Here is a 22,529-nt window from a genome sequence, read left to right as displayed (position 1 = left end):
GACGGGATCATGGCGGGGCCGGTGCGCGTGATGCGCCCGGCCCCTTTCTCATGCGCGGCGACGGGTCCGGTGCCCCACCGGAACGGGCAGCGCGCGCGATCCGCAGGCGATGGCGATGCCCTTGGGGACCAGCGCGCGCAGGGCCGGATCCTCGACCGGCAGGCCCCCGGTATAGGCCCCGAAGGCCGGCAGGATCAGGTGCGACTCTCCCATCAGGAAGCAGCGCCTGCGCGTGCCGCCCAGCCGGATGCAGGGGTGGTAATGCCCGCTGATGTCCGGACCGTTCGCGGCCTCGTGGCGCAGGGCGGGGACGGCGTCGATCTGCGCGACCGCGGCGCCCGGAAGGCGCGGGCAGATCGGGCCGGGATCGTGGTTGCCCTGTACCCAGATCCAGTCGCGCCCCTGTGCCATGGCCTGCAACCGCGCGCAGATGTCGTCGGGCAGCGCCCGCCCCGCCGCGTCGTCGTCGAACCCGTCGCCAAGGCTGACGATGGCCGCGGGATCGGTCGCCTCGATTTCCGACGCGGCGCGGTCCAGCGTCTCCTGCGTCTCGTAGGGGGGCAGCAGCGCGCCGCCGCGACGGGCCATGCGCTCGGACTTGCCCAGATGCAGGTCCGACAGGATCAGCCAGCGCCGGGCGGGCCAGAACAGCGCCCCCGATGCCCGCGCCTGGAACCGCTGGCCCGCGAAGTGCAGATCGTGATGGATCACGCCAGCCCCGCCTCGGCCATGAGGGCGGCGGCCTCTTCCTCGGCCAGGCGTTCCCGGCCCTTGCCGGCGATGGGAACCCGGCCCTTTTCCAGCAGCAAGGGCGCTGCCAGCGGCGACACGCGGTCCAGCATGCGGTGGTCGATCTGTCGGTTGCGGTCCAGCATGTCCTCGATCCGGTCGAAATCGACCAGCCCGTGACGGGCCTCCTGCGCGGTGATGCGCAGAAGCAGATGATCCGGGTCGTAGCGTCGCAGCGTATCATAGAGGATGTCGCTGGAAAACGTGGCCTGACGCCCCGTCTTGCGCGTGCCGGGCAGGTTGCGTTGGATCAGCCCCGCGATGACGGCCACGTTGCGGAAGGTCCGCTTCATCACCGCGTTCCCCGCCAGCCAGTCGCCCAGGCCCTCGCGCAGGCCGTCGCGGTCCAGCAGGGGCGCGGGATCGCGCACGGGGTCGATGGACCAGACCAGCAGCGCGTAATCGGTGGACAGGAACCCCAGGGGCCCGAGGCCCGCATCCTCCATCATGCGCGTCATCAGCAGGCCCAGGGTCTGCAGCGCGTTCCGCCCCGCAAAACCATACAGCGCAAAGTGCCAGCGGCCCTGGTGGGCAAAGCTCTCGCTGGTCAGGACTCCATCGCGCGGCAGGCCGCCGACCTGCGATTGCAGCGCCAGCCAGTCGCGCGTGTCGCGCGGCAGGGATGCGTGATGGGCCGGATCCCCGATCAGCGCCTGCACCCGGTGCGACAGCTGGGTCGAGGTCGCAAGCTTGACCCCCGAGAAGACGGCGATGCGCGGCTCCTTGGTGGGTTGCTTGACGACCTCGACCACCATGTCGCGCAGCCCCTCGTAGCGCACCGTCTGGCCGCCGATCAGGAAGGTGTCGCCCGGCAGCAGGGTCGCGGCGAAGGATTCCTCGACCTCGCCCAAGGGGGCGCCGCCCCTGCCCCGCATGCGGACGCGCAGCATCTCGGATTCGACGATGGTGCCGATATTCATGCGGATGTCGCGCGCGGCGCGCGGATCGCGCAGCCGCCACGACCCGTCGCGCTGCATCAGCCGCTGCCAGCGGTCATAGGCGCGCAGGGCATAGCCGCCCGTCGCCGCGAAGTTCAGGCAATCGTCGAAATCGGCGCGGGTCAGGTCGCGATAGGGGCCGGCGCGGCGGATCTCGGCAAACAGCGCGTCGGCATCGAATGGCCCCGCGCAGGCGGTCAGCAGCATATGCTGGCACAACACGTCCAGCGGCCCCGGCCCGCGCGGGTCGCCATCCAGATCGCGTTCGCGGACGGCCTGCAACGCGGCGACGCATTCGATCACCTCGAAGCGGTTGGCGGGCACGATCCGCGCCCGCGACGGCGCGTTGTAGCGGTGGTTCGCCCGCCCGATCCGCTGGACCAGCCGCTTGACGTTCTTGGGCGCACCGACCTGCAGCACCAGGTCGACCGCACCCCAGTCGATGCCCAGATCCAGGCTGCCCGTCGCTACGACCGCGCGCAATTCGCCCGCGGCCATCGCGGCCTCGACCTTCTGGCGGGATTCACGCGACAGGCTGCCGTGATGCAGCCCGATGGGCAGGTTCTCGTCGTTGACGGCCCAGAGCGCCTGGAAGAACAGCTCGGCCTGGGCGCGGGTGTTGATGAAGATGATCGTCGTCTGCGCCTGCCGGACCTGATCCAGCACGTCGCGGACGGCGTAATGCCCCCCGCCACCGGCCCAGGGCGGGGGCTTGGCCGTGGGCAGCATCGCGATGTCGGGTTCCGGGCCGGGATCGGCATGGATCACCTGCCCGCCGCCCATGAAGGCCAGCAGGCCCTGCGGATCCTCGACCGTGGCGGACAGGCCGGTCACCTGCAGATCGGGCGCAAGGCTGCGCAGCCGCGCCAGGGCCAGCATCAGCTGATCGCCGCGCTTGTTCTCGGCCAGGGCGTGCAACTCGTCCAGCACCACGCGGCGCAGCCCGCCGAAGATGCGCGGCGCCTGTTCATAGGACAGCATCAGCGCCAGCGATTCCGGCGTGGTCAGCAGCACATGCGGCGGATCGACCCGCTGGCGGGCACGCTGACCCGCGCGGGTGTCGCCGGTCCGGTCCTCGATCCGGATGTCCAGCCCCAGATCGGCCACGGGCCGCGACAGGTTGCGCGCGATATCCGCCGTCAGCGCCTTGAGCGGCGAGACATAGAGCGTGTGCATCCCCCGATGCGGCTCGGTCAGTTCCACCAGGGATGGCAGGAAGCCCGCCAGCGTCTTGCCCCCGCCCGTGGGCGCGATCAGCAGGCTGTCCTGCGTCGCCTCCAGCAGTTGCAGCTGGTGGGGATGGGGTTCCCAGCCCTGCGCGGCGAACCAGTCGCGGAAACGGTCGGGCAGCGTCATGGCAGCATGGCCCTCAGGGTTTCCAGCTGGTCGGCCTCGGATGCGGGCTTGTCCCAACGGATGCGGCTGATGCGCGGAAAGCGCATGGCGAGGCCCGACTTGTGGCGCGCGGATTCGTTCAGCCCCTCGAACGCGACCTCCAGCACCAGTTTGGGGGCGACGGACCGGACCGGGCCGAAACGCTCGGTCGTGTTGTTGCGCACGAAGCGGTCCAGCTCTCGCAGCTCCTCGTCGGTGAAGCCGAAATAGGCCTTGCCCACCGGCACCAGCTGATCGCCGTCCCACAACCCGAAGGTGAAATCGCTGTAGAAGCCCGACCGCTTGCCATGCCCCCGTTGGGCATAGAGCATGACCGCATCGACGATCATCGGATCGCGCTTCCACTTGAACCACGGCCCGCGCGGACGCCCGCCGACATAGGCGCTGTCGCTGCGCTTCAGCATCACGCCCTCGATCACGGGGCTGGGCGGGTCGGCGCGCAGGGCGGCCAGGTCGTCCCATGTCGCATAGGGCAGCAGCGGCGAGACGTCGATCCGGTCGCTGCCGAAATCGACCGCCTGCAGCGCGGCGCGGCGTTCGGAATGGGGCAGCGGGCGCATGTCGTGGCCCTGCCAGACCAGCAGGTCGTAGACGCGCAGGCCGGCGGGGTGGCTCTCCAGCATCGCCCTGGTCACCGTCTTGCGGTTCAGCCGCTGCTGCAAATCGCCGAAGGGCGCGATGTCGTCGCCCCGGCGCACCAACAGTTCGCCATCGACCGCGCCGTCGAAATTCAGCGCCTCGATCACGTCGGGAAAGGCGCCCGACACATCCTCGCCCGTGCGGGAATAGAGCTTGCGGACACCGCCATCGTTCACCGCCTGCACGCGGATGCCGTCCCATTTCCATTCGGCCACGTAATCGGCGGGATCGAAGCCCTGCAGCTGGTCCAGATCGACCGGCGTGGACAGCATGACGGGCCGGAAGGGCGCAAGGGCTGCCTGCGCGGGGCGGTCGCCGCCCTCGATCCAGTCGAACAGCGGGGCATAGGGCGGGGTCAGGCCGTGCCAGATCTCCTCGATATCGGCGACCTCGGGGGTGCCCATCTCGGCCAGGGCGATACGGGCCATGCGGGCGGACAGGCCCACGCGCATGTTGCCGGTCGCAAGCTTGAGGAAGGCCAGGCGTTCGGACGGGCCAAGCCGGTCCAGCATCGCGGCGATGGCGGCGGGCAGCCCCGCGCGGCCCGTATCCTGCAACAGCGCCACGGCATCCGACAGGGGCACGTCGTCGTCGCCGTCGCCTTGCCACAGCAGGGCGATGGTCTCGGCCAGATCGCCCACGAAATCGTAGGACAGCGCGAAAAGCTGCTCGTCGATCCGTTCGGCCATCAGCCCGCGCAGCAGGCGTGGCGTCACGGCCCGCAGCTTCAGATCGCCCGTCAGTGCCGCCAGCGCCCAGCCGCGATCGGGGTCCGGCGTCGACTGCAGGTAGTGCCGCAGCAGCCGCAGTTTGGCATTGCGCGCGCCCGTGAAGGCCAGCCGTTCCAGAAGATGCGCGAATGCCTTCATTCGGGTTCATCCTCGTATCCGACAAGGCGCAGCGGGCGGGCGGGGATGCCTTCCAGTTCGCACCAGCGCATCAGGCCGTCCTCGTTTCCGTGGGTGATCCACAGCTCGGACGGGGCGAGTTCGCGGACGGTCCGCGTGACCTGCGGCCAGTCGACATGGTCGCTGACGATCAGCGGCAGCTCCACACCGCGCTGGCGGGCGCGGGCGCGGACCGACATCCAGCCCGAGGCAAAGCCGATCACCGGGTCGCGGAACCGCTGGACCCAGGGGCTGGCAAAGGCCGAGGGCGGCGCGATGACCAGCTGCGCGGGCACGTCGGCGGCGGTGGCGGGGATCAGCTCGCCCAGCTCGACCCCCTGTTCGACATGGTAATCGCACAGCCGCTGAAGCGCGCCGTGGATCGCGATGGGGCCGTCGATGCCCGCCTGTCGGGCCAGCGATATGACCCGCTGCGCCTTGCCCAGGGCATAGGCGCCGATCAGGTGCGGACGCTCGGGGAACTCGGCCATGCTGGCGGTCAGGCGGGCCATCTCGGACAGGGGGTCGGGATGGCGGAAGACCGGCAGCCCGAAGGTGGCCTCGGTCACGAAGACGTCGCAGGGCACGGGCTCGTAGGGCGCGCAGACGGGATTGGGCGCACGGCAGTAATCGCCCGACACCACGATGGTCGGCCCCTTGTCGGGGCGCACGCGGATCTGGGCCGATCCGAGGATATGCCCTGCCGGGTGAAAGCTGACGGTGACATCGCCCACGCGGATCTGCCCCTCGGCCACCTGTCGGGTGCGGGTGAAATCCTCGCCATAGCGGATGGCCATGATCTCGAGCGTCTGGCGGGTCGCAAGGACGGATCCGTGGCCCGACCGCGCGTGATCGCCATGCCCATGCGTGATCAGCGCACGCGGAACCGGGCGGACGGGGTCGATAAAGAAATCGCCGGGCGGACAATAGAGCCCGGCCTCGGTCGGGTGCAGGATCTGGTCGGCGCGCATGGGCCCCGTGCTGGCAGGTGTTGCGTGGAATTCAACGCGGCAACCGCAGCGGCCGCGCCTCGAAGATGGTCTCCATCGAGAAAACGCCCGTGACGCGTTCAAGATCCATGTCGCGTGTCAGCGCCTTGTAGCACTGGTCGTAGCCCGCCATCGAGGTCGTCACCAGCTTGGCCATGTAATCCCATTCGCCGCCGATGCGGTGCAGCTCGGTGATCTCGGGGATGGATTCGACGCGGGCGCGGAACCGCCGCGACCAGGCGTCGTCGTGGTGGCGGGTGCGGATCATCACGAAGACCGTCAGGTGCAGCCCCGCGGCGCCCGCGTCGATCACCGCGCGGCTGCCCTTCAGCACCCCGGCCTGCTGAAGGCGCTGCAACCTGCGCCAGCAGGCGTTCTGCGACATCCCGACCCTTTCGGCCAGGTCGCGCTGCGACACGCTGCCATCCTGCTGCAGGACGGACAGGATGCGGTGGTCGATTTCGTCGAATCCGGGCGTCTTGTCGTTCATGCGACCCGATATACCCGCATCCTGCGTCGAAAACGAAATCAATTCTGCGGCCAGACCGGGTCATGCTTCGGGACGAGACATGGAAGGAAGGCCCCGATGGACATCTTCGACAGGCTGCACGCGATCGCCGGACCCGCCGACAGGCTGCATGAACAGGTCATCGGCCACGACCTGACGATCGAGGGGCCGTTCGGGCCGAAGCGCATGATCTATGCCGATCACGTCGCCTCGGGCCGCGCGCTGATGCCGATCGAGCAGCTGGTCATGACCGAGATCCTGCCCCGTTATGCCAACAGCCATACCGAGGCCAGCCATTGCGGCGCCGCCATGACCGCCATGCGCCGCGCCGCCCGCGCGCAGATCCTGCGCTGCACGGGCGGCACGGCGGATCACGCGGCGATCTTCTGCGGATCGGGGGCCACGGCGGGCATCAACCGGCTGGTGCAGCTGCTGGGCGCGGGACCGGGCAGCCGCGTGATCATCGGCCCCTATGAACACCACTCGAACATCCTGCCCTGGCGCGAAAGCGGCGCCGAGGTGATCGAGCTGCCCGAGGGTGCCGCGGGCGGCCCCGACAGGGTCGCGCTGGCACAGGCGCTGGACACGGGGATGCGCTGCATCGTCTCGATGTCGGCGGCGTCGAACGTGACCGGCGTGATCGCCGGCGTGGCGGGCATCACGCGCATGGTCAAGGCGGCGGGCGCGGCGATGGTCTGGGACTATGCCGGGGGTGCGCCCTATCTGCCCATAGACATGGGGCTGGGGATGGATGCGGTCGTGACCTCGCCGCACAAGTTCCTGGGCGGGCCGGGCGCATCGGGGGTGATGATCCTGCGCCGCGACGCGGTGCGGATCGCGCGGCCCAGCCTGCCGGGCGGCGGCACCGTGCGCTTCGTGAACGCCGCGAGCCACGACTATGCCGCCAATGTCGAGGCGCGCGAGGAAGGCGGCACGCCCAACGTGCTGGGCGACATCCGCGCGGGGCTGGTCTTCGCGCTGAAGGATCGCGTGGGCCAGCGCTTCATCGACAACCGGAACGCGCGATGGCTGGAAAAGGCGCGCGATCTGGACGCCGTGCCGGGGCTGGCGATGCTGGGCCGCCGGGATGTTCCGCGCCTGCCGATCCTGGCCTTCCGCGTGGCGGGCGCACATCAGCAATTCGTCACGCGGCTGCTGTCGGACCTGCGCGGCATCCAGGCGCGGGGCGGCTGCGCCTGCGCGGGCCCCTATGTCCACCGGCTGCTGGGGATCGACGATGCGCAGTCGGAACGGCTGCGGCAGGCGATCCTGTCGGGCGCCGAGATCGAGAAGCCGGGCTTCACGCGCCTGAACCTGTGCTGGGCCGCCCCCGAGCCCGAGATCGACGCCATCCTTGACGCACTTCGGCAGCTGCCGCAGGACGCGCTGCGGCACCGCGATGCCTATCGCCCCGATCCGGCGACGGCGATCTTCCGTCCCGCGGCCTAGGCCGGGGGCGGGCGCTTGCGCACGGGGGCGGGCTGGCGCGACAGCTGGACCGCAAGGATGCCCACCATGATGATCGCGACGCCCAGAAGGTCGCCCGCGCCAAGGGATTCGCCCAGCAGCAGCGCGGCGATGGTCACGCCGAAGAACGGGCTGAGGAAGTGGAACGTCGCGGCCCTGACCGCGCCGATCCGCCCCACCAGCAGGAACCAGATCCACGTGGCCAGCAGCCCCGGCACGATCACGGTATAGGCGAAGGCCCCGACAAGGCGCGGCGTGATCGCCACGTCCCAGGTCTCGGCAAAGGGCGCGATCATGGCCAGTGCCGCCGCGCCCACCAGCATCTGCAGGCCCACCACCATCATGACGTTGCCCCCGCCGCTGGCGCCGCGCACCGTCAGCGTCGCGACCGCCAGGGCCAGCGCCGCGACGAAGCCCATCGCGATCCCCATCGGGTCGCTGCCGCCCGTCAGGCGCGCCCCCATGATGATGCCGACCCCCAGAAGGCCCAGCACCAGCCCCCCGATGCCCAGGGGGCGCAGGCGCTCGCCCAGCCAGACCCAGCCCAGCAGCGCCACCATCAGCGGCATGCTGGCCGCGATGATCGAGGCCAGCCCGGCCTCGATCCACTGCATCGCCATCCAGTTCAGCCCCAGGTACAGCGCGTTCTGGCACAGCCCCAGCACCACGACCGCGCGCCATTGCGCCGGGCTGAGCGCGCGCCAGCTTTCGCCCATCGCGCGCGCGATCGCCACGCCCACCGCGCCCGACAGCGCGAAGCGCAGCGCCAATGCGGTCAGGGGCGGGGCCTCGGTCACGATCATGCGCGTCGAACTGAAGGCCGAGGCCCACATGATCGCGAAAGCGACACCCATCAGGATTGCGCGGAAATCCATGCCCTGCCCCGTATCTTGCACATGCTGCACGAACGGCTAACAGAGCGTCCCCTGCAAACAAAGCGCAAAAAAGGGGCCGTGCCAGCGGCACGACCCCCGAAAGACAAGGCCGGACGGCCCCGCGGGATCAGCTGTTGACGCTGTCCTTCAGCGCCTTGGCGATGGTCACCTTGACCGACTTGTCGGCCGGCTTGGTGATCATTTCCTGGGTCTGCGGGTTGCGGACCTGGCGCTCGGGGCGTGCGCGGCAAGCGATCTTGCCGATGCCCGGCAGGGTCACGGCACCACCGGCAGCGACTTCGCGGGTCACGATGGTGACCAGCGCGTCCAGCGCGGCACCTGCCGATTTCTTGTCCGAACCCATTTCTTCGGCCAGCGTAGCGACGAGCTGCGTCTTGGTCATCGGTTTGGCAGAAGCCGTAGCCATGTTCTGTCTCCTCTTGCCCTGTTGCTCCGGGCCACAAAATTACCGCCTTTTTAAGGCATATCGCCTGCTACACACGGTTTTCACGGGTAGATCAAGCCTTTTTCGCCGGACGCGCGAATTCCCGCGTTTGCTGGCGAATTGACGCCCGCCTACAGGAACGCCGTCTCGCTGAAGGAACGAAGCTTGCGCGAATGGATGCGTTCCAGTGGCATGACGCGCAGCTTCTCCATCGCGCGGATGCCGATCAGCAGGTGGTTGGCGACCTGCGTGCGATAGAAGTCCGTGGCCATGCCCGGCAGCTTCAGTTCGCCGTGCAGAGGCTTGTCGGACACGCACAGAAGCGTCCCGTAGGGCACGCGGAACCGGAAGCCGTTGGCGGCGATCGTCGCGCTTTCCATGTCCAGCGCGACGGCGCGCGACAGCGACAGGCGGTGGACCGGCCCCGACTGGTCGCGCAGTTCCCAGTTGCGGTTGTCGATGGTGGCCACGGTGCCCGTGCGCATGATGCGCTTCAGCTCGTAGCCTTCCAGGCGCGTGACCTCGGCCACGGCCTCCTGCAGGGCGACCTGCACCTCGGCCAGGGCGGGGATCGGCACCCAGACGGGCAGATCGTCGTCCAGGACGTGATCCTCGCGCAGATAGGCGTGGGCCAGGACGAAATCGCCCAGGGACTGGCTGTTGCGCAGCCCCGCGCAATGGCCGACCATCAGCCAGGCATGGGGGCGCAGCACGGCGATATGGTCGGTCGCGGTCTTGGCGTTGGACGGCCCCACGCCGATATTGACCAGCGTGATCCCCTGCCCGTCCGCGCGTTTCAGGTGATAGGTGGGCATCTGCGGCATCTTGGGCAGCGCGCTCAGCGCGTCGTCGGGGCCGGTGATCTCCTGGTTGCCGGGGGCCACGAAGGCGGTATAGCCGCTGTCGGGATCGGCCAGCACCTTGCGGGCATAGGCCTCGAACTCGTCGACATAGAACTGGTAGTTCGTGAACAGGACGAAGTTCTGGAAATGCTCGGCCGCGGTCGCGGTGTAATGCGACAGGCGCGCCAGCGAATAATCGATGCGCTGCGCCGTGAAGGGCGCCAGATACTGGCTGCCATCGGGCATCGGGCCGGCCATGCCGTTCACGATGTCGTCGTTCATCGTGTTCAGGTCGGGCACGTCGAACACGTCGCGAAGCGAGAATGCCAGCACCCCTTCCTGCGGCACGGCAAGGTCGCTCTGGGCGGCGGCGACGGCGAAATGCACGGGCATCGGCGTGTCCGAGGGCTGCACCGTGATCACCACGCCGTGGTTCTTCATCAGCAGCCCGATCTGTTCGGTCAGATAGTTCTGGAACAGGTCGGGGCGGGTGATCGTGGTCGCAAAGCTGCCGGGCGCGACGACATGGCCGAAGGACAGGCGGCTGTCGATCTTGCCATGGGTCGGCACGACCATCCGCAGCTCGGGATAGAAGGCGCGATACCGCGCCTCGGGGGTCTCGCCGCCCAGAATGCGCGTGAAATGCCCCAGCAGGAACTCGGTCGCCTGGTCATAGAGCGCGCGCAGATGCGCCACGGCCTGCACCGGGTCGCTGAAATCGCGGGGGGCTTCGGTCGGGGGCGTCTCGATGGGCAGGAAGCGGGAATCCGTGGTCATTTCATCGTCCTTCTGATTGGCACGACCCTGCCGGAAGCGCCTGCGGCAGGCAAGCGTCTGGCGCCGCTTCGCGCGGCCCGTTACGTTGGCGTCATGGAAATGCTCGTCTTCGGTCACGGCTATTCTGCCGGCTATCTGACGCCCCTGCTGACGGCACGGGGCTGGAACGTCACAGGCACCACGCGCGAACACCCCGAAAGGGTGGCGGCGGCGGGCGCGCGCCCGCTGGTCTGGCCGGGGGACGAGGATGCCGTCCGGCAGGCCATCGCGCGGGCCGACGCGATCCTGGTGTCGGCGGGGCCGGGGCCGGACGGCGATCCGGTGCTGGCGCGGTTCCGGGACGACCTGGCGCAGGCGCGGCCGCGCTGGCTGGGATACCTGTCCACCACCGGCGTCTATGGCGACCGGCAGGGCGGCTGGGTCGACGAGGACAGCGTGCTGGACGGGTCCGGCCCGCGCGGACAGGCCCGCATCCGCGCCGAGGCCGACTGGCGGGACCTTGCGCGCGAAAACGACCTGCCGCTGCACATCTTCCGGCTGGCGGGGATCTACGGCCCCGGTCGCGGGCCCTTTGCCAAGCTGCGTCGCGGCAGCGCCAAGCGCACGGTCAAGCCGGGGCAGGTCTTCTCGCGCATCCATGTCGAGGATATCGCCCAGGTCCTGCTGGCCTCGATCGACGCGCCCGATCCGGTCGGCATCTACAACCTGTGCGACGACCAGCCCGCCCCGCCGCAGGACGTGATCGCCCATGCCGCGATGCTGCTGGGCATGGACCCGCCGCCCGAAATCCCCTTCGAGGAGGCCGCCCGCGACATGTCGCCCATGGCGCGGTCCTTCTATGCCGACAGCAAGCGGGTCTCGAACGCGCGGATCAAGGAACGGCTGGGCGTCGCGCTGAAATATCCGGGCTATGACAGCGGGCTTCGCGCGATCCTGCGCGCCGAGGGCTGAGCCGTTGCGCCGCATTGCCTTTGCCCCCCGCCCGTGACTAGATCGCGGCCATGAAACGCTTTGACGTCCTGATCGCCGGGGGCGGGCTGAACGGCCCCACGCTGGCCATTGCCCTGGCGGGTGCCGGGCTGTCCGTGGCCGTGGTCGATCCGCGCCCCGCGACGGCGCGGGCCGATGCCGCGTTCGACGGTCGGGCCTATGCGCTGTCCATCGCCTCGACCCGGCTGCTGGGGGCCTTGGGGCTGTGGACGGATCTTGCGCCCAAGGCGCAGCCCATGCGCCAGATCAAGGCGTCCCAGGGCCAGCCCGGATCGGGCGCGGCCCCCTGCTTCCTGCATTTCGACAGCGCCGAGATCGAGGAAGGCCCCGTCGGCCACATGCTGGAGGATCGCTTCCTCTATGCCGCGCTGCTGGCGGGGATGGATGGGCGCGTGACGCATCTGGACGGGCTGGCCGTCACGGAACAGGCGGCGGATGCGACCGGGATCACCGCGACCCTGTCGGACGGGCAGCAGATCCGCGCAGGCCTGCTGATCGGCGCGGACGGGCGCGGATCGGGCGTGGCCGCGCGTGCGGGCATCGCGCGCCGCGGCTGGGGATACGGGCAGACCGCGCTGGTTGCGGCCATCGACCACGACCTGCCCCATGAGGGCATCGCGCATCAGTATTTCATGGCGACCGGCCCGCTGGCGATCCTGCCCCTGCCGGGCAATCGCAGCAGCGTCGTCTGGTCGGAAACCGACGCCAATGCCCGCGCCATTGCCGCCCTGCCCGATGACGAATTCATGGCCGTGCTGCGTCCGCGCTTCGGCGACTTCCTCGGGCCGATCGCCCTTGCGGGGGCGCGTTTCAGCTATCCCCTCAGCCTGTCGCTGGCCGAAAGCTATGTCGCGGAACGGGTCGCGCTGGTCGGGGATGCGGCGCATGGCGTCCATCCCATCGCGGGCCAGGGCCTGAATCTGGGGCTGCGCGATGTCGCGGCCCTGGCCGAGGTTCTGGTCGAGGCCCTGCGCCGGGGCGAGGATATCGGCAGCATCCTCGTCCTCGAACGATACCAGGGGTGGCGGCGCTTCGATGCGACCGCGCTGGCGCTTGGCATGGACGGGGTGAACCGGCTGTTCGCGACCGACAACCCGCTGATCGCGGGGCTGCGCGGGGCGGGCATGGGCATCGTCGGCGGCATTCCGGGGCTGCGCCGCCGCTTCATGCGGCAGGCGGCCGGGCTGGCGGTCGATCCGATGCCCCGCCTTCTGACGGGCAGACCGCTTTAGACGGTTCACAGGCCCGACCCTTTCGGGCAGAAGCACGCCTGAACGCGACGCGAAGGGGGCGGCATGGCCGAGGATCTGCAGGAATTCCTGACCGGACTGGACGCGGAGATCCGCGCGATGGGCGATTGGGGCGCGGTCGCAGACTATATCCCCGAGCTGGGACGCGTGGCCCCCGACCAGTTCGGCATCGCCGTGGCCCTGCCCGACGGGCGCGTGCTGACGGCGGGACAGGCCGCGCAACCCTTCTCGATCCAGTCGGTCAGCAAGGTCTTCGCGCTGGCCTGCGTGCTGGGCCGCATCGGCGAACAGCTGTGGCTGCGCGTCGGACGAGAGCCATCCGGCGACCGGTTCGACAGCATCCTGCTGCTGGAACAGGAAAAGGGCCGCCCCCGGAACCCCTTCATCAACGCCGGTGCGCTGGTCGTCACCGACGAGCTGCTGACCGGGCGCACGCCCCGCCAGGCCCTGTCCGAGGTGCTGAGCTTCGTCCGCGCCGCCGCCGAGGATGACGACATCCACATCGACAAGGCCGTCGCCCGATCCGAGGCCGAGACCGGCCACCGCAACACCGCGCTTGCGCATTACCTGCGCAGCTTCGGCAACCTGAACAACCCGCCCGAGCACACGACCGGCACCTATTTCCACCAATGCGCCATCGAGATGAGCTGCATCCAGCTGGCCCGCGCGGGCCGGTCCATCGCGGGGCTGCCGAACGCGCCGCAGATGCTGTCCCCGCGCAAGGCCCGCCGGATCAACGCGCTGATGCTGACCTGCGGCCAGTATGACGGGTCGGGGAACTTCGCCTTCCGCGTGGGCCTGCCCGCGAAATCGGGCGTGGGCGGCGGGCTGCTGATCATCGCGCCGGGACGGGCCAGCATCGCGATCTGGTCGCCGGGGCTGGACGGCTGGGGCAATTCCAAGATGGGCACGCTTGCTGCCGAGAAGCTGGCCGAGTTCACCGGCTGGTCCGTCTTCGGCTGAGAGGTCCTCGGCTGGGGATCAGGCCGCCAGCATCCGCCGCGCGGTCTGCAGATCCGCCAGCAGTTCGGCGCGCGCGGCAGGCGCGCGGTCGGGCGGCAGGCGCAGGATCAGGCTGGGATGCCAGCTGATCAGCACCGGCCCGCCATCCAATGCGCGTTCCACCCCGCCCCGTCGCGGCGTCAGCGCCGAGCTGTCGCCCGTCAGCGCCCGCGCGGCCGTCGCGCCCAGCGCAAGGGTCAGGCGCGGCTGCACGAAGCGGCGTTCCAGGTCCAGCCACCAGCGGCAATGCTCGATATGGCCTCCGTCGGGGCTCTGGTGCAGTCGCCGCTTGCCCCGCGGCTGGAAGCGGAAATGCTTGACCGCGTTGGTCAGCCAGGCGCGGTCGGGATCGATCCCCGCCTGCCCCATCGTGTCGCGCAGCAGCTGGCCCGCGGGGCCGACGAAGGGCTTGCCCTGCAGATCCTCGTGATCGCCCGGTGCCTCGCCCACGATCATCAGCCCCGCTTGCGGATCGCCCTGCCCCCAGACGGTCTGGGTCGCGGCATGGCACAATTCGCAGCGCGTGCAGCGTGCGGCCTGTTCGCCCGCCTGCCCCAGCGACTGCGGCACCGCGTCGTCGGGCGCCTGCCTGATCCGCGCTGTCACCCGCGCGGCCCGCGCGGGCGCGATGGATGCCCCCGCATCGGCCATGGCCTGCACCCGGCGCGGCGCGTCGTTCAGCATCTCGGGGATCAGCCGCGTCTCGGGCAGGTTCTTCCAGTATTTCACCGGCATCTCGGACCGCATGGCATTGGTCTTGATGCGGGCCGGGTTGAAGATGTTGGCGAAATAGGTCTGCCACAGCCCGTGGCTGGCATCGTCGGGCAGGTCGGGCCGCGCGGCGGGCGGATCGAAAGAAACCGGCCCGCCCATGAAGCGCGCGATTCCTTCGGGGGTGGCGATCAGCCAGTCCATGTCGGCAAAGCGCTTGGCGAAGAAGGGCGTCCCGGCCTCGAGTATGGGGTGTTCGGGTTCGAACCATGCGCCGAAGCTGCGGCGCGGGCCGTCCGAGGGCAGTTCGTGGAACCGCACGAAGGCATGCATCTTGTGGATGTCGCGGCGCACGGATTTGGCCATGCGGGACAGACGGTCCTGAAGCGGGTCGGCGGGGTTCGACAAAAACCCGCGATCGTTCTGCAACCGCATCAGCGCGGAATAAAGCAGGGCGAAGCGTTCGGGGTCGGAATGGCTGGCCACCTGCCGCGCAAGATCCAGGAAATCGCGCGACGCGGTGACGGGGGCATCGCCGGGTGCGGGCATCGGATCGGCGCCGAACAGGTCCGCCGGCGCATCGGGATCGCCCCAGGTCACGTCGCCGGGCGCAATGCGCGCGCTGGCGAGGATGCGCGCGGCGTCGCGCCATGCCTCGAACCGACCGAAGCGCGGCAGGCTGGCGCGGATCATCAGAACAGGCTCAGCTGTTCGGGGGCGGGGGCGAAGCGTGCGCGCAGCCCGTCGCTGTCGGTCAGCGCGCCGGGATGCCAGTCGGGCAGCGTCACGAAGGGCTGCGCCTTGGACATGATCGCCCCCATGCGCAGCAGGTCGCCATAGCGCACCGCACCGTTCCGGCGCGCGGCAAGGATGCGTTGCACCGTCTTGGTCCCGAAGCCCGGAACGCGCAGCAGCAACTCGCGCGGGGCGCGGGTCACGTCCACGGGGAAATGCGCGCGATTGGCCAGCGCCCAGGCCAGCTTGGGGTCGATGGCCAGGTCCAGGTTGCCCGAGGGATGCGCGGCACCGATCTCCTCGGCATCGAACCCGTAGAAGCGCATCAGCCAGTCGGCCTGGTACAGGCGGTGTTCCCGCATCAGGGGCGGCTTGATCAGCGGCAGCACCTTGGACGCGTCCGGAATGGGCGAAAAGGCCGAGTAGTAGACCCGCTTCAGCCGATACCCCGTATAGAGATTGGCCGAGGTGCGCAGGATGTCGCGGTCCGAGGCCTGATCGGCCCCCACGATCATCTGCGTGGACTGACCGGCGGGCGCGAAGCGCGGGGGGCGCCTGCCGGTGAACGACTTCTCCTTAGCGGCCTCTCGCGACAGGCGCAGGTCGGCCATCGTGGCGCGGATCGTCTCGGGGCGCTTCTCGGGAGCCAGCCTGCGGATCGAATCGTCCTGCGGCAGCTCGATATTGACCGACAGCCGGTCGGCATAGAGCCCCGCCTCGGCCACCAGTTCGGGCGAGGCGTCGGGGATCGTCTTGAGGTGGATATATCCCTTGAAGCCGTGATCGACGCGCAGCATCTTCGCGATCCGCACGATGTCGCCCATCGTCTGGTCGGGGCTGCGGATGATCCCCGAGGACAGGAACAGCCCCTCGATCATGTTGCGGCGATAGAATTCCAGCGTCAGGGTCACCACCTCTTCGGGCGAGAAGCGCGCGCGTTCCACGTTGCTGCTGACCCGGTTGATGCAATAGGCGCAGTCGTAGATGCAGAAATTCGTCATCAGGATCTTCAGCAGGCTGATGCAGCGCCCGTCGGGCGTATAGGCATGACAGATCCCGCTGCCGCCCGCCGACCCGATCCCGCCCGACCGCGAATCGCGCCGCGTCGTGCCGCTGCTGGCGCAGGAGGCATCGTATTTCGCGGCATCCGACAGGATCGCCAGCTTGTCCTGAAGCGTTTTCGTGACCATGCCCGCAAGATACGTTCCCTTTACGTTCCGTTCAACTGCGACGAAAGGCTGCATCCGGCGGGAACCCTCACATCCGCGCGAGTGTTGCGGGCTGCGGCCTTCCTGCAGACGTGATGTGCAGACCGCACAGGAAAGGATAAGATCAGCGTCATGAACATTCGCTCACTCGCTCTTGCGCCCGCCCTTCTTGTCGGTCTTGCCGTGCAGGCAATGGCCGCGCCGATCTCCTTGTCCGAGATTTCCCGCTATCTCAACGGGCTGACGACCGTGACCTCGGACTTCACCCAGGTGAATCCCGACGGGACCGTGTCCACCGGCACCGTCTATATCCAGCGGCCGGGCCGCGTGCGGTTCGAATACGACAACGACAACACGCTGGTGCTGGCATCGGGCGGGAACGTGGCGGTGTTCGATTCGAAATCGAATGGCGGGCCGCAGCAGTATCCGCTGTCGCAGACGCCGCTGTCGATCATCCTGGACAGCAACGTCAACCTGGGCCGTCCGGGCGTCGTGACCGGCCATACCGAACAGAACAACGGCACCATCGTCGTGGCACAGGATCCCCAGCATCCCGACCACGGCAACATCCAGATGGTCTTCACCCAGCCGACCGAACTGCGCCAGTGGGTCGTCACCGACGACAGCGGCCAGAAGACCACCGTCATCCTGGGCGAGATGCGCAAGGGCGGGTCCATCCCCTCGTCGCGCTTCTCGATCCAGAACGAGATGGGCCGCCGCTGATATTGCAGCCATACAATCGCGCGATTGACCGCGCCTGACGCAACAGCAAACCTGTGGCCCTGATCCTGGGGGCCACAGCCATGACGACCAAATCCTCCCTGCTTACGCCGGTGCTGATCGGCGGTTCGCTGATTCTGCTGATCAACTTCGCCATGCGCGCCAGCTTCGGCGTGTTTCAGATCCCCATCGCCGCCGATTTCGGCTGGCCGCGCGCCGAGTTCAGCCTGGCCATCGCCATCCAGAACCTTGCCTGGGGGATCGGTCAGCCGATCTTCGGGGCGCTGGCCGAACGATGGGGCGACCGGTGGGCGATCATCCTGGGCGCGATCCTCTACAGTGCGGGGCTGGTGCTGACGGCCTTCGCGACCACCCCCCTGGGCATCCAGGCGCTGGAGGTGATGGTGGGCTTCGGCATCGCGGGCACGGGCTTCGGCGTCATCCTGGCCGTTGTAGGCCGCGCCGCCAGTGACGAGAACCGCAGCCTTGCGCTTGGGATCGCGACGGCTGCGGGGTCTGCGGGCCAGGTCTTCGGCGCCCCCGTGGCCGAGGTGCTGCTGGGCTTCTATGCATGGCAGACGGTGTTCATCATCTTCGGCGTGGCGGTGCTGTCCACGATGGCCTTCCTGCCGATGCTGGGCGGGGGCCGCCCTGCAAGCCCCTCGGCGCTGGAGGAGAGCATGGGCAGCGTGCTGCGCCGCGCCTTCCGCGATCCGTCCTATCTGATGATCTTCGTGGGGTTCTTTTCCTGCGGGTACCAGCTGGGCTTCATCACCGCGCATTTCCCCGCGATGATCACCGAGATGTGCGGCCCGATCTCTCCCTCGGGGATGCTGGCGGGCCTGGGGATCACGACGACCTCGGCGCTTGGGGCGATCGCGATCTCGTTGATCGGGCTGGCCAATATCGGCGGCTCGATCATGGCGGGGTGGCTGGGCAAGCGGTACACCAAGAAATACCTGCTGGCGGGCATCTACGCGATGCGGACCATCGCCGCGGCGGCCTTCATCCTGTCGCCCATCACGCCGGGCAGCGTCATCGTCTTCTCGTTGGTGATGGGGGGGCTGTGGCTGGCCACGGTGCCGCTGACCTCGGGGCTGGTGGCCTATATCTACGGGCTGCGCTACATGGGCACGCTCTATGGGTTCGTGTTCCTGTCGCACCAGATCGGGTCCTTCCTGGGCGTCTGGCTGGGCGGCACGCTGTATGACGCGACGGGCGATTACCAGCTGGTCTGGTGGATCGGCGTGGGCGTCGGCGCGTTCAGTGCACTGATCCACCTTCCCGTGCGCGAGGCGCCCATGCGCATGGCCGCCCCCGCATAAGACCCGAAAGGCCCCAGATGACCGTCCACACGCCCCACGACCACCGCATCGCCGTCCGCTACCAGCAATCCTCGGCCGAGGTGCGCGCCCTGCAGCGGCAATGCTATGCGCTGGCCACGCTGCGCCTGCGCGAGGCCGTGGACCGGGCCGGCGGCGGCAAGGGGCTGGCCATCGTCAGCGACATCGACGAGACGATCCTGGACAACAGCGCCGTCATGGCGCTGTCGATGGAACATCACGACCGCATGGACCACGTGGACATGTGGAAATCCTGGGAACGCGACGGCGATCCCCACCTGATCCCGGGCGCCGCCGATTTCCTGCACCTGGCCGACAGCCTGGGGGTCGCGATCTTCTACCTCTCGGACCGGTTCGAGGAGAACAAGCTGGCGACCATCGCCACGCTGTCGCGGCTGGGCCTGCCGCAGGTCTCGGATGCGCAGGTGCTGCTGTTCGGCCCGCCCAAGGCCGACCGCCGCGCAAGGATCGAGCGGGATCACCGCATCGTCCTGCAGCTGGGCGACACGCTGCACGATTTCGACGGCATGTTCGCGGGGGCCACGCTGGACGACCAGCACCGGCTGGCGCACGATCACGCGGATCGCTTCGGGCAGGACTGGATTGTCTTTCCGAACGCCGCCCACGGCACTTGGGTCGAGGCCGAGCTGCGCCCCTGGCGCCGTCCCTAGGTGTCGCCCCTAAGCGCCGTTGCCCGCGGCATGGCCGCCCTGCTATAGGGGCGGCACGCAGCCGGTATCGGCTTCACCGCCCCAACCGACCGACGCATGACCCAGCACCCCCCTTCCCGCGACCGCATCGCAGCCCTTGTCGTCACCCATCAGCGGCTGGCCAAGCTGCAGCCCACGGTGACGCGCCTTCTGGCCGAGGATCTGGACGCCATCGTCGTCTTCGACAACGCGTCCGACGACGGCACGGTCGAATGGCTGCGCGGGCTGGACGACCCGCGCCTGCATGTCATCGCGCATGACCGCAATACCGGCGGTGCGGGCGGCTTCGACATGGGCCTGCGCGACATCGTGGAACGGCTGGATCCCGACTGGGTGCTGATCTCGGACGATGACGGGCGACCGATGCCCGGCGCCGTGGCGGCCTTCCGCGACATGGATCGCGACGGCTGGGACGCGGTGGGCGCCGCGGTGCTGACCCCCGAGGGCCAAGTCTGCGAGATGAACCGCCCCTATCGCAACCCGTTCTGGCGCCTGCCGGAATTCCTGCGCACGCTGCGCGCGGGTCGGCGCGGGTTCCACCTGGACGACGCGGCCTATGACAGCGACGCGGGCACCATCGCGGTGGACATGGCCTCGTTCGTGGGGCTGTTCCTGTCGCGCCGGGCGATCCGGCAGGGCGGCTATCCCGACCGGCGGCTGTTCATCTATGGCGACGATCAGCTCTATACGCTGCGGCTGCGCAGGCGCGGGCTGCGGATCGGGTTCGCGCCGGCGATCCGCTACGAACACGACACGACCTCGATCGCGGCGGGCACGCTGCGCCTGACGCCGATCTGGAAGGTCTATTACATGTATCGCAACGCGCTGCTGGCCTATCGCGTGGCGGCGGGGCCGTGGTTCTGGCCCCTGCTGCCGCTGCTGGCGGTCAAGTGGCGCAGGATCGCGCCGCGATACGGCGACGAATCCGCAACATTCCGCCGCCTGCTGGGCATCGCCATGCGCGACGGGCTGCGCGGACGGTTGGACAGGACCCACCCCGAGGTTATAGCGATCGCATCGGGCACAAGCCCACGCGAAGCGGAGGCAGGACGAAGCGGATGAAGATACTTCTTGTAGGGGCGGGCCTTTCGGGTGCCGTGATCGGGCGCGAGCTGGCCGAGGCCGGGCACGAATGCCGCATCATCGACGCCCGCGACCATATCGCCGGCAACTGCTACAGCGAGCGTGACGAAGATACCGGCGTCATGGTCCATACCTACGGGCCGCACATCTTCCACACCGACGACGAGGGCGTGTGGGATTACGTCAACCGCTTCGCCAGCTTCATGCCCTATCAGAACCGGGTCAAGTCGACGACGCAGGGCGCGGTTTATTCGCTGCCGGTGAACCTGCTGACGATCAACCAGTTCTTCGGCCGCACCATGCGCCCCGAAGAGGCCCGCGCCTTCATCGAATCCAAGGCCGATACCAGCATCGACGACCCCCAGACCTTCGAGGAGCAGGCCCTGCGCTTCGTCGGCCCCGAACTGTATCAGGCCTTCTTCAAGGGCTATACCGAGAAGCAGTGGGGCTGTTCGCCGACGGAACTGCCCGCCTCGATCCTGAAGCGCCTTCCGGTGCGCTTCAACTATGACGACAACTATTTCTTCCACCGTTTCCAGGGGATGCCGGAACACGGCTATACCGCGATGGTGGAGGCGATCCTGGATCACCCGAACATCAAGGTCGAGCTGGGCACCACCTACGACCCCGCCATGGCCGAGGATGCCGACCACGTCTTCTGGTCCGGCCCGCTGGACGGGTATTTCGACTACAAGCTGGGGCGCCTGGGCTATCGCACGCTGGACTTCGAACGGTTCACCCACCAGGGCGACTACCAGGGCTGCGCGGTGATGAACTATGGCGATGCGGACGTGCCCTATACCCGCATCACCGAGCACAAGCATTTCAGCCTCTGGGAAAGCCACGAGGGCAGCGTCTGCTATCGCGAATATTCCCGCGCGGCCGAACCGGGCGACACGCCCTACTATCCAATCCGCCTGGTCGACGAGAAGGCGATGCTGGCGCAATATGTGGCACTGGCCGAGGAAACCCCGAAGGTCACCTTCGTCGGGCGTCTGGGCACCTACCGCTATCTGGACATGGACGTCACCATCCGCGAAGCGCTGGACACCGCGACCGCCTTCCGCAACGCCGAAGGCGCGCTATCGTCCTTCCTCGTATCGCCGATTTAAGTGTTCAGTCCGGGCATTGGGTGGGTCGGATCGATGATGAGTCCTTCGGGCTCTGATTTCCAGGTTTTTGTAGGTGCATGCGTAGCTGATCATGGCTGTCGTAGTGGAAGCGTTTGACAGTCTGACCTGCCACTGAACTTTCATCCAGCCGCGACCGAAGCCCGTTGGTCATTTACGCCCTTCGGCGTGTGTTGAGCGTTCACCCGGCGCGCGGAGCTTTCATGTTGCGCAGCGGGGCGGGTGATTGCGGTTGCTAGGTGCAGAGCGAAATCTGCTGGGGTCTGGTATCCGAGCGCCGAGTGCGGCCGTTCGGTGTTGTAGTCGATGACCCATTCCGCGATCAGAATGCGCGCATGGGCGATGTTGCGAAACAGCGTCTCTTTCAGGAACTCGTCCCGCATTCGACTGTTGAATCTTTCCACGCAGCCGTTCTGTATTGGCTTTCCCGGCGCAATGTAATGCCATTCGTCTTCTGCGCGGCGCACCATCTCAGGATCGCGTTCGAGGTCAGTTCGGCCCCGTTGTCCGAGACAATCATGCCGGGCCTACCGCGGCGCTCGATCAGGGCTGTCAGTTGGTGCGCCACGCGGCCGCCCGAGATCGAGGTGTCAGTCCTCTCGCTGGGCCGGACTCTAGTTGCAGTTGGAGAAGAAATCCCGTGGCAGGTCAGTTCGTCTCCTTGATGGTGCGGTTCATCCGCTCGACCTGGCGGTCCTTCGGGGAAGCGATCCCATGGATCGTTTCCTCATCCTCGGAACTTCAGGGATGCCGGGACTGAACAAGCCGGTGCTCAATCCCGCTCGGCCACTGTCATCGGACCATGTATGGATGGCCCCTTGGCAAGAGCTTTGTTTGATCTGGCATCTGGTCGGTCGCGGCCATGTATACGGCGTCTAAGATGCAGCGAGTTTACAGCTGCGCGCCCTGATGAAGTCAGCCGGCGGTCGGGTCCCGATCAATGGCGCGCGCTCGGAGGCGCTCCGGTCCGAACTGGGTGTCCAATTCCGCTGTGTTACCGTCGCTTTGCCATCACCTCGCGACTCGCGCCTCACCATCTCAAAGCCTTGCCGGTCCGATACCGACGCGGCTGGTCTCTTACATTTTCAGGCTGGGG

General features: G+C 68.2%; 19 protein-coding genes and 1 pseudogene. 9 read left to right on the top strand and 11 right to left on the bottom strand.

Going from position 1 to position 22,529, the window contains the following annotated elements; translation table 11 throughout:
- Positions 1 to 48: 48 nt before the first annotated feature.
- The 5 genes from pdeM to QMZ16_RS12445 are packed head-to-tail and all read right to left on the bottom strand — an operon-like array spanning position 49 to position 6,127.
- Entirely contained in the window at positions 49 to 711 is a 663-nt protein-coding gene (pdeM, locus tag QMZ16_RS12465; RefSeq protein WP_282603522.1) for a ligase-associated DNA damage response endonuclease PdeM, read from the bottom strand.
- Entirely contained in the window at positions 708 to 3,083 is a 2,376-nt protein-coding gene (locus QMZ16_RS12460) for a ligase-associated DNA damage response DEXH box helicase (protein ID WP_282603521.1), read from the bottom strand. Before QMZ16_RS12460 ends, pdeM begins: the two co-directional genes overlap by 4 nt.
- A complete protein-coding gene (locus QMZ16_RS12455) occupies positions 3,080 to 4,630 on the bottom strand; it encodes a cisplatin damage response ATP-dependent DNA ligase (RefSeq protein WP_282603520.1) in 1,551 nt (516 codons plus the stop codon). The genes QMZ16_RS12460 and QMZ16_RS12455 overlap by 4 nt, the downstream gene beginning before the upstream one ends.
- Complete coding sequence (locus tag QMZ16_RS12450; RefSeq protein WP_282603519.1) at positions 4,627 to 5,619, bottom strand: ligase-associated DNA damage response exonuclease; 993 nt, start codon at positions 5,617 to 5,619, stop codon at positions 4,627 to 4,629. The genes QMZ16_RS12455 and QMZ16_RS12450 overlap by 4 nt, the downstream gene beginning before the upstream one ends.
- A 31-nt stretch (positions 5,620 to 5,650) precedes the next feature.
- Positions 5,651 to 6,127: an Lrp/AsnC family transcriptional regulator gene (locus QMZ16_RS12445; RefSeq protein ID WP_022708436.1), complete on the bottom strand. Its 477-nt coding sequence runs from the start codon at positions 6,125 to 6,127 to the stop codon at positions 5,651 to 5,653.
- A gap of 96 nt (positions 6,128 to 6,223) precedes the next feature.
- Here QMZ16_RS12445 and QMZ16_RS12440 point away from each other — a divergent pair, with 96 nt between their 5' ends.
- Positions 6,224 to 7,594 (top strand): aminotransferase class V-fold PLP-dependent enzyme, encoded by a 1,371-nt coding sequence (locus QMZ16_RS12440; RefSeq protein WP_282603518.1) that lies wholly within the window; start codon positions 6,224 to 6,226, stop codon positions 7,592 to 7,594.
- Here QMZ16_RS12440 and QMZ16_RS12435 read toward each other — a convergent pair.
- The 3 genes from QMZ16_RS12435 to QMZ16_RS12425 all read right to left on the bottom strand — a co-directional run bounded on the left by QMZ16_RS12435 (position 7,591) and on the right by QMZ16_RS12425 (position 10,551).
- The gene (locus tag QMZ16_RS12435; protein WP_282603517.1) at positions 7,591 to 8,487 is read right to left on the bottom strand and encodes a DMT family transporter; all 897 of its coding nucleotides are present in this window, start codon (positions 8,485 to 8,487) and stop codon (positions 7,591 to 7,593) included. The two genes, QMZ16_RS12440 and QMZ16_RS12435, sit on opposite strands and share 4 nt — an antisense overlap.
- A 127-nt stretch (positions 8,488 to 8,614) precedes the next feature.
- Positions 8,615 to 8,914, bottom strand: coding sequence for an HU family DNA-binding protein (locus QMZ16_RS12430; protein WP_028726023.1), 300 nt, complete (start codon positions 8,912 to 8,914; stop codon positions 8,615 to 8,617).
- 149 nt (positions 8,915 to 9,063) lie between these two features.
- On the bottom strand, positions 9,064 to 10,551 hold the full coding sequence (locus QMZ16_RS12425) for an AMP nucleosidase (RefSeq protein WP_282603516.1): 1,488 nt from the start codon (positions 10,549 to 10,551) through the stop codon (positions 9,064 to 9,066).
- A 93-nt stretch (positions 10,552 to 10,644) separates the two neighbouring features.
- On the opposite strand from QMZ16_RS12425, the gene QMZ16_RS12420 reads away from it, so the two are divergent.
- The 3 genes from QMZ16_RS12420 to QMZ16_RS12410 all read left to right on the top strand — a co-directional run bounded on the left by QMZ16_RS12420 (position 10,645) and on the right by QMZ16_RS12410 (position 13,754).
- A complete protein-coding gene (locus QMZ16_RS12420) occupies positions 10,645 to 11,502 on the top strand; it encodes an SDR family oxidoreductase (protein WP_282603515.1) in 858 nt (285 codons plus the stop codon).
- Positions 11,503 to 11,552: 50 nt separating this feature from the next.
- Positions 11,553 to 12,773 (top strand): UbiH/UbiF/VisC/COQ6 family ubiquinone biosynthesis hydroxylase, encoded by a 1,221-nt coding sequence (locus QMZ16_RS12415; RefSeq protein WP_282603514.1) that lies wholly within the window; start codon positions 11,553 to 11,555, stop codon positions 12,771 to 12,773.
- Between the two features lie 63 nt (positions 12,774 to 12,836).
- Positions 12,837 to 13,754: a glutaminase gene (locus QMZ16_RS12410; RefSeq protein ID WP_282603513.1), complete on the top strand. Its 918-nt coding sequence runs from the start codon at positions 12,837 to 12,839 to the stop codon at positions 13,752 to 13,754.
- 18 nt (positions 13,755 to 13,772) lie between these two features.
- On the opposite strand, the gene QMZ16_RS12405 is transcribed toward QMZ16_RS12410, so the two are convergent.
- Positions 13,773 to 15,197, bottom strand: a complete 1,425-nt coding sequence (locus tag QMZ16_RS12405; protein ID WP_282603512.1) for a UdgX family uracil-DNA binding protein — start codon at positions 15,195 to 15,197, stop codon at positions 13,773 to 13,775.
- Complete coding sequence (locus QMZ16_RS12400) at positions 15,197 to 16,429, bottom strand: putative DNA modification/repair radical SAM protein (protein WP_282603511.1); 1,233 nt, start codon at positions 16,427 to 16,429, stop codon at positions 15,197 to 15,199. Before QMZ16_RS12400 ends, QMZ16_RS12405 begins: the two co-directional genes overlap by 1 nt.
- A 150-nt stretch (positions 16,430 to 16,579) precedes the next feature.
- Here QMZ16_RS12400 and QMZ16_RS12395 point away from each other — a divergent pair, with 150 nt between their 5' ends.
- The 5 genes from QMZ16_RS12395 (at position 16,580) to glf (ending at position 21,415) form a co-directional block, all read left to right on the top strand.
- Positions 16,580 to 17,170 (top strand): outer membrane lipoprotein carrier protein LolA, encoded by a 591-nt coding sequence (locus tag QMZ16_RS12395; protein WP_022708426.1) that lies wholly within the window; start codon positions 16,580 to 16,582, stop codon positions 17,168 to 17,170.
- Positions 17,171 to 17,250: 80 nt separating this feature from the next.
- Positions 17,251 to 18,492, top strand: a complete 1,242-nt coding sequence (locus tag QMZ16_RS12390; RefSeq protein ID WP_282603510.1) for an MFS transporter — start codon at positions 17,251 to 17,253, stop codon at positions 18,490 to 18,492.
- 17 nt (positions 18,493 to 18,509) lie between these two features.
- Positions 18,510 to 19,181: an HAD family acid phosphatase gene (locus tag QMZ16_RS12385; RefSeq protein WP_282603509.1), complete on the top strand. Its 672-nt coding sequence runs from the start codon at positions 18,510 to 18,512 to the stop codon at positions 19,179 to 19,181.
- Positions 19,182 to 19,277: 96 nt separating this feature from the next.
- Positions 19,278 to 20,282, top strand: coding sequence for a glycosyltransferase (locus QMZ16_RS12380; protein WP_282603508.1), 1,005 nt, complete (start codon positions 19,278 to 19,280; stop codon positions 20,280 to 20,282).
- Complete coding sequence (gene glf, locus QMZ16_RS12375) at positions 20,279 to 21,415, top strand: UDP-galactopyranose mutase (protein WP_282603507.1); 1,137 nt, start codon at positions 20,279 to 20,281, stop codon at positions 21,413 to 21,415. Before QMZ16_RS12380 ends, glf begins: the two co-directional genes overlap by 4 nt.
- Positions 21,416 to 21,555: 140 nt before the next feature.
- On the opposite strand, the pseudogene QMZ16_RS12370 reads toward glf, so the two are convergent.
- A pseudogene (locus QMZ16_RS12370) lies at positions 21,556 to 22,025 on the bottom strand (integrase core domain-containing protein); the annotation flags it as partial.
- Between the last annotated feature and the right edge of the window lie 504 nt (positions 22,026 to 22,529).

It is taken from the genome of Paracoccus sp. PARArs4 (assembly GCF_947311865.1).
In the GTDB taxonomy this organism is placed as follows: domain Bacteria; phylum Pseudomonadota; class Alphaproteobacteria; order Rhodobacterales; family Rhodobacteraceae; genus Paracoccus; species Paracoccus zeaxanthinifaciens.
The sequence above is the reverse complement of the archived record's forward strand: the minus strand, read 5'-3'. Positions and strand labels throughout refer to the sequence as shown.

Coding starts and splice junctions, on each gene's coding strand:
- QMZ16_RS12460 (WP_282603521.1), bottom strand. CDS start 3,083: ATGACGCTGCCCGACCGTTTCCGCGACTGGTTCGCCGCGCAGGGCTGG.
- QMZ16_RS12455 (WP_282603520.1), bottom strand. CDS start 4,630: ATGAAGGCATTCGCGCATCTTCTGGAACGGCTGGCCTTCACGGGCGCG.
- QMZ16_RS12450 (WP_282603519.1), bottom strand. CDS start 5,619: ATGCGCGCCGACCAGATCCTGCACCCGACCGAGGCCGGGCTCTATTGT.
- QMZ16_RS12445 (WP_022708436.1), bottom strand. CDS start 6,127: ATGAACGACAAGACGCCCGGATTCGACGAAATCGACCACCGCATCCTG.
- QMZ16_RS12440 (WP_282603518.1), top strand. CDS start 6,224: ATGGACATCTTCGACAGGCTGCACGCGATCGCCGGACCCGCCGACAGG.
- QMZ16_RS12435 (WP_282603517.1), bottom strand. CDS start 8,487: ATGGATTTCCGCGCAATCCTGATGGGTGTCGCTTTCGCGATCATGTGG.
- QMZ16_RS12430 (WP_028726023.1), bottom strand. CDS start 8,914: ATGGCTACGGCTTCTGCCAAACCGATGACCAAGACGCAGCTCGTCGCT.
- QMZ16_RS12425 (WP_282603516.1), bottom strand. CDS start 10,551: ATGACCACGGATTCCCGCTTCCTGCCCATCGAGACGCCCCCGACCGAA.
- QMZ16_RS12420 (WP_282603515.1), top strand. CDS start 10,645: ATGGAAATGCTCGTCTTCGGTCACGGCTATTCTGCCGGCTATCTGACG.
- QMZ16_RS12415 (WP_282603514.1), top strand. CDS start 11,553: ATGAAACGCTTTGACGTCCTGATCGCCGGGGGCGGGCTGAACGGCCCC.
- QMZ16_RS12410 (WP_282603513.1), top strand. CDS start 12,837: ATGGCCGAGGATCTGCAGGAATTCCTGACCGGACTGGACGCGGAGATC.
- QMZ16_RS12405 (WP_282603512.1), bottom strand. CDS start 15,197: ATGATCCGCGCCAGCCTGCCGCGCTTCGGTCGGTTCGAGGCATGGCGC.
- QMZ16_RS12400 (WP_282603511.1), bottom strand. CDS start 16,429: ATGGTCACGAAAACGCTTCAGGACAAGCTGGCGATCCTGTCGGATGCC.
- QMZ16_RS12395 (WP_022708426.1), top strand. CDS start 16,580: ATGAACATTCGCTCACTCGCTCTTGCGCCCGCCCTTCTTGTCGGTCTT.
- QMZ16_RS12390 (WP_282603510.1), top strand. CDS start 17,251: ATGACGACCAAATCCTCCCTGCTTACGCCGGTGCTGATCGGCGGTTCG.
- QMZ16_RS12385 (WP_282603509.1), top strand. CDS start 18,510: ATGACCGTCCACACGCCCCACGACCACCGCATCGCCGTCCGCTACCAG.
- QMZ16_RS12380 (WP_282603508.1), top strand. CDS start 19,278: ATGACCCAGCACCCCCCTTCCCGCGACCGCATCGCAGCCCTTGTCGTC.
- glf (WP_282603507.1), top strand. CDS start 20,279: ATGAAGATACTTCTTGTAGGGGCGGGCCTTTCGGGTGCCGTGATCGGG.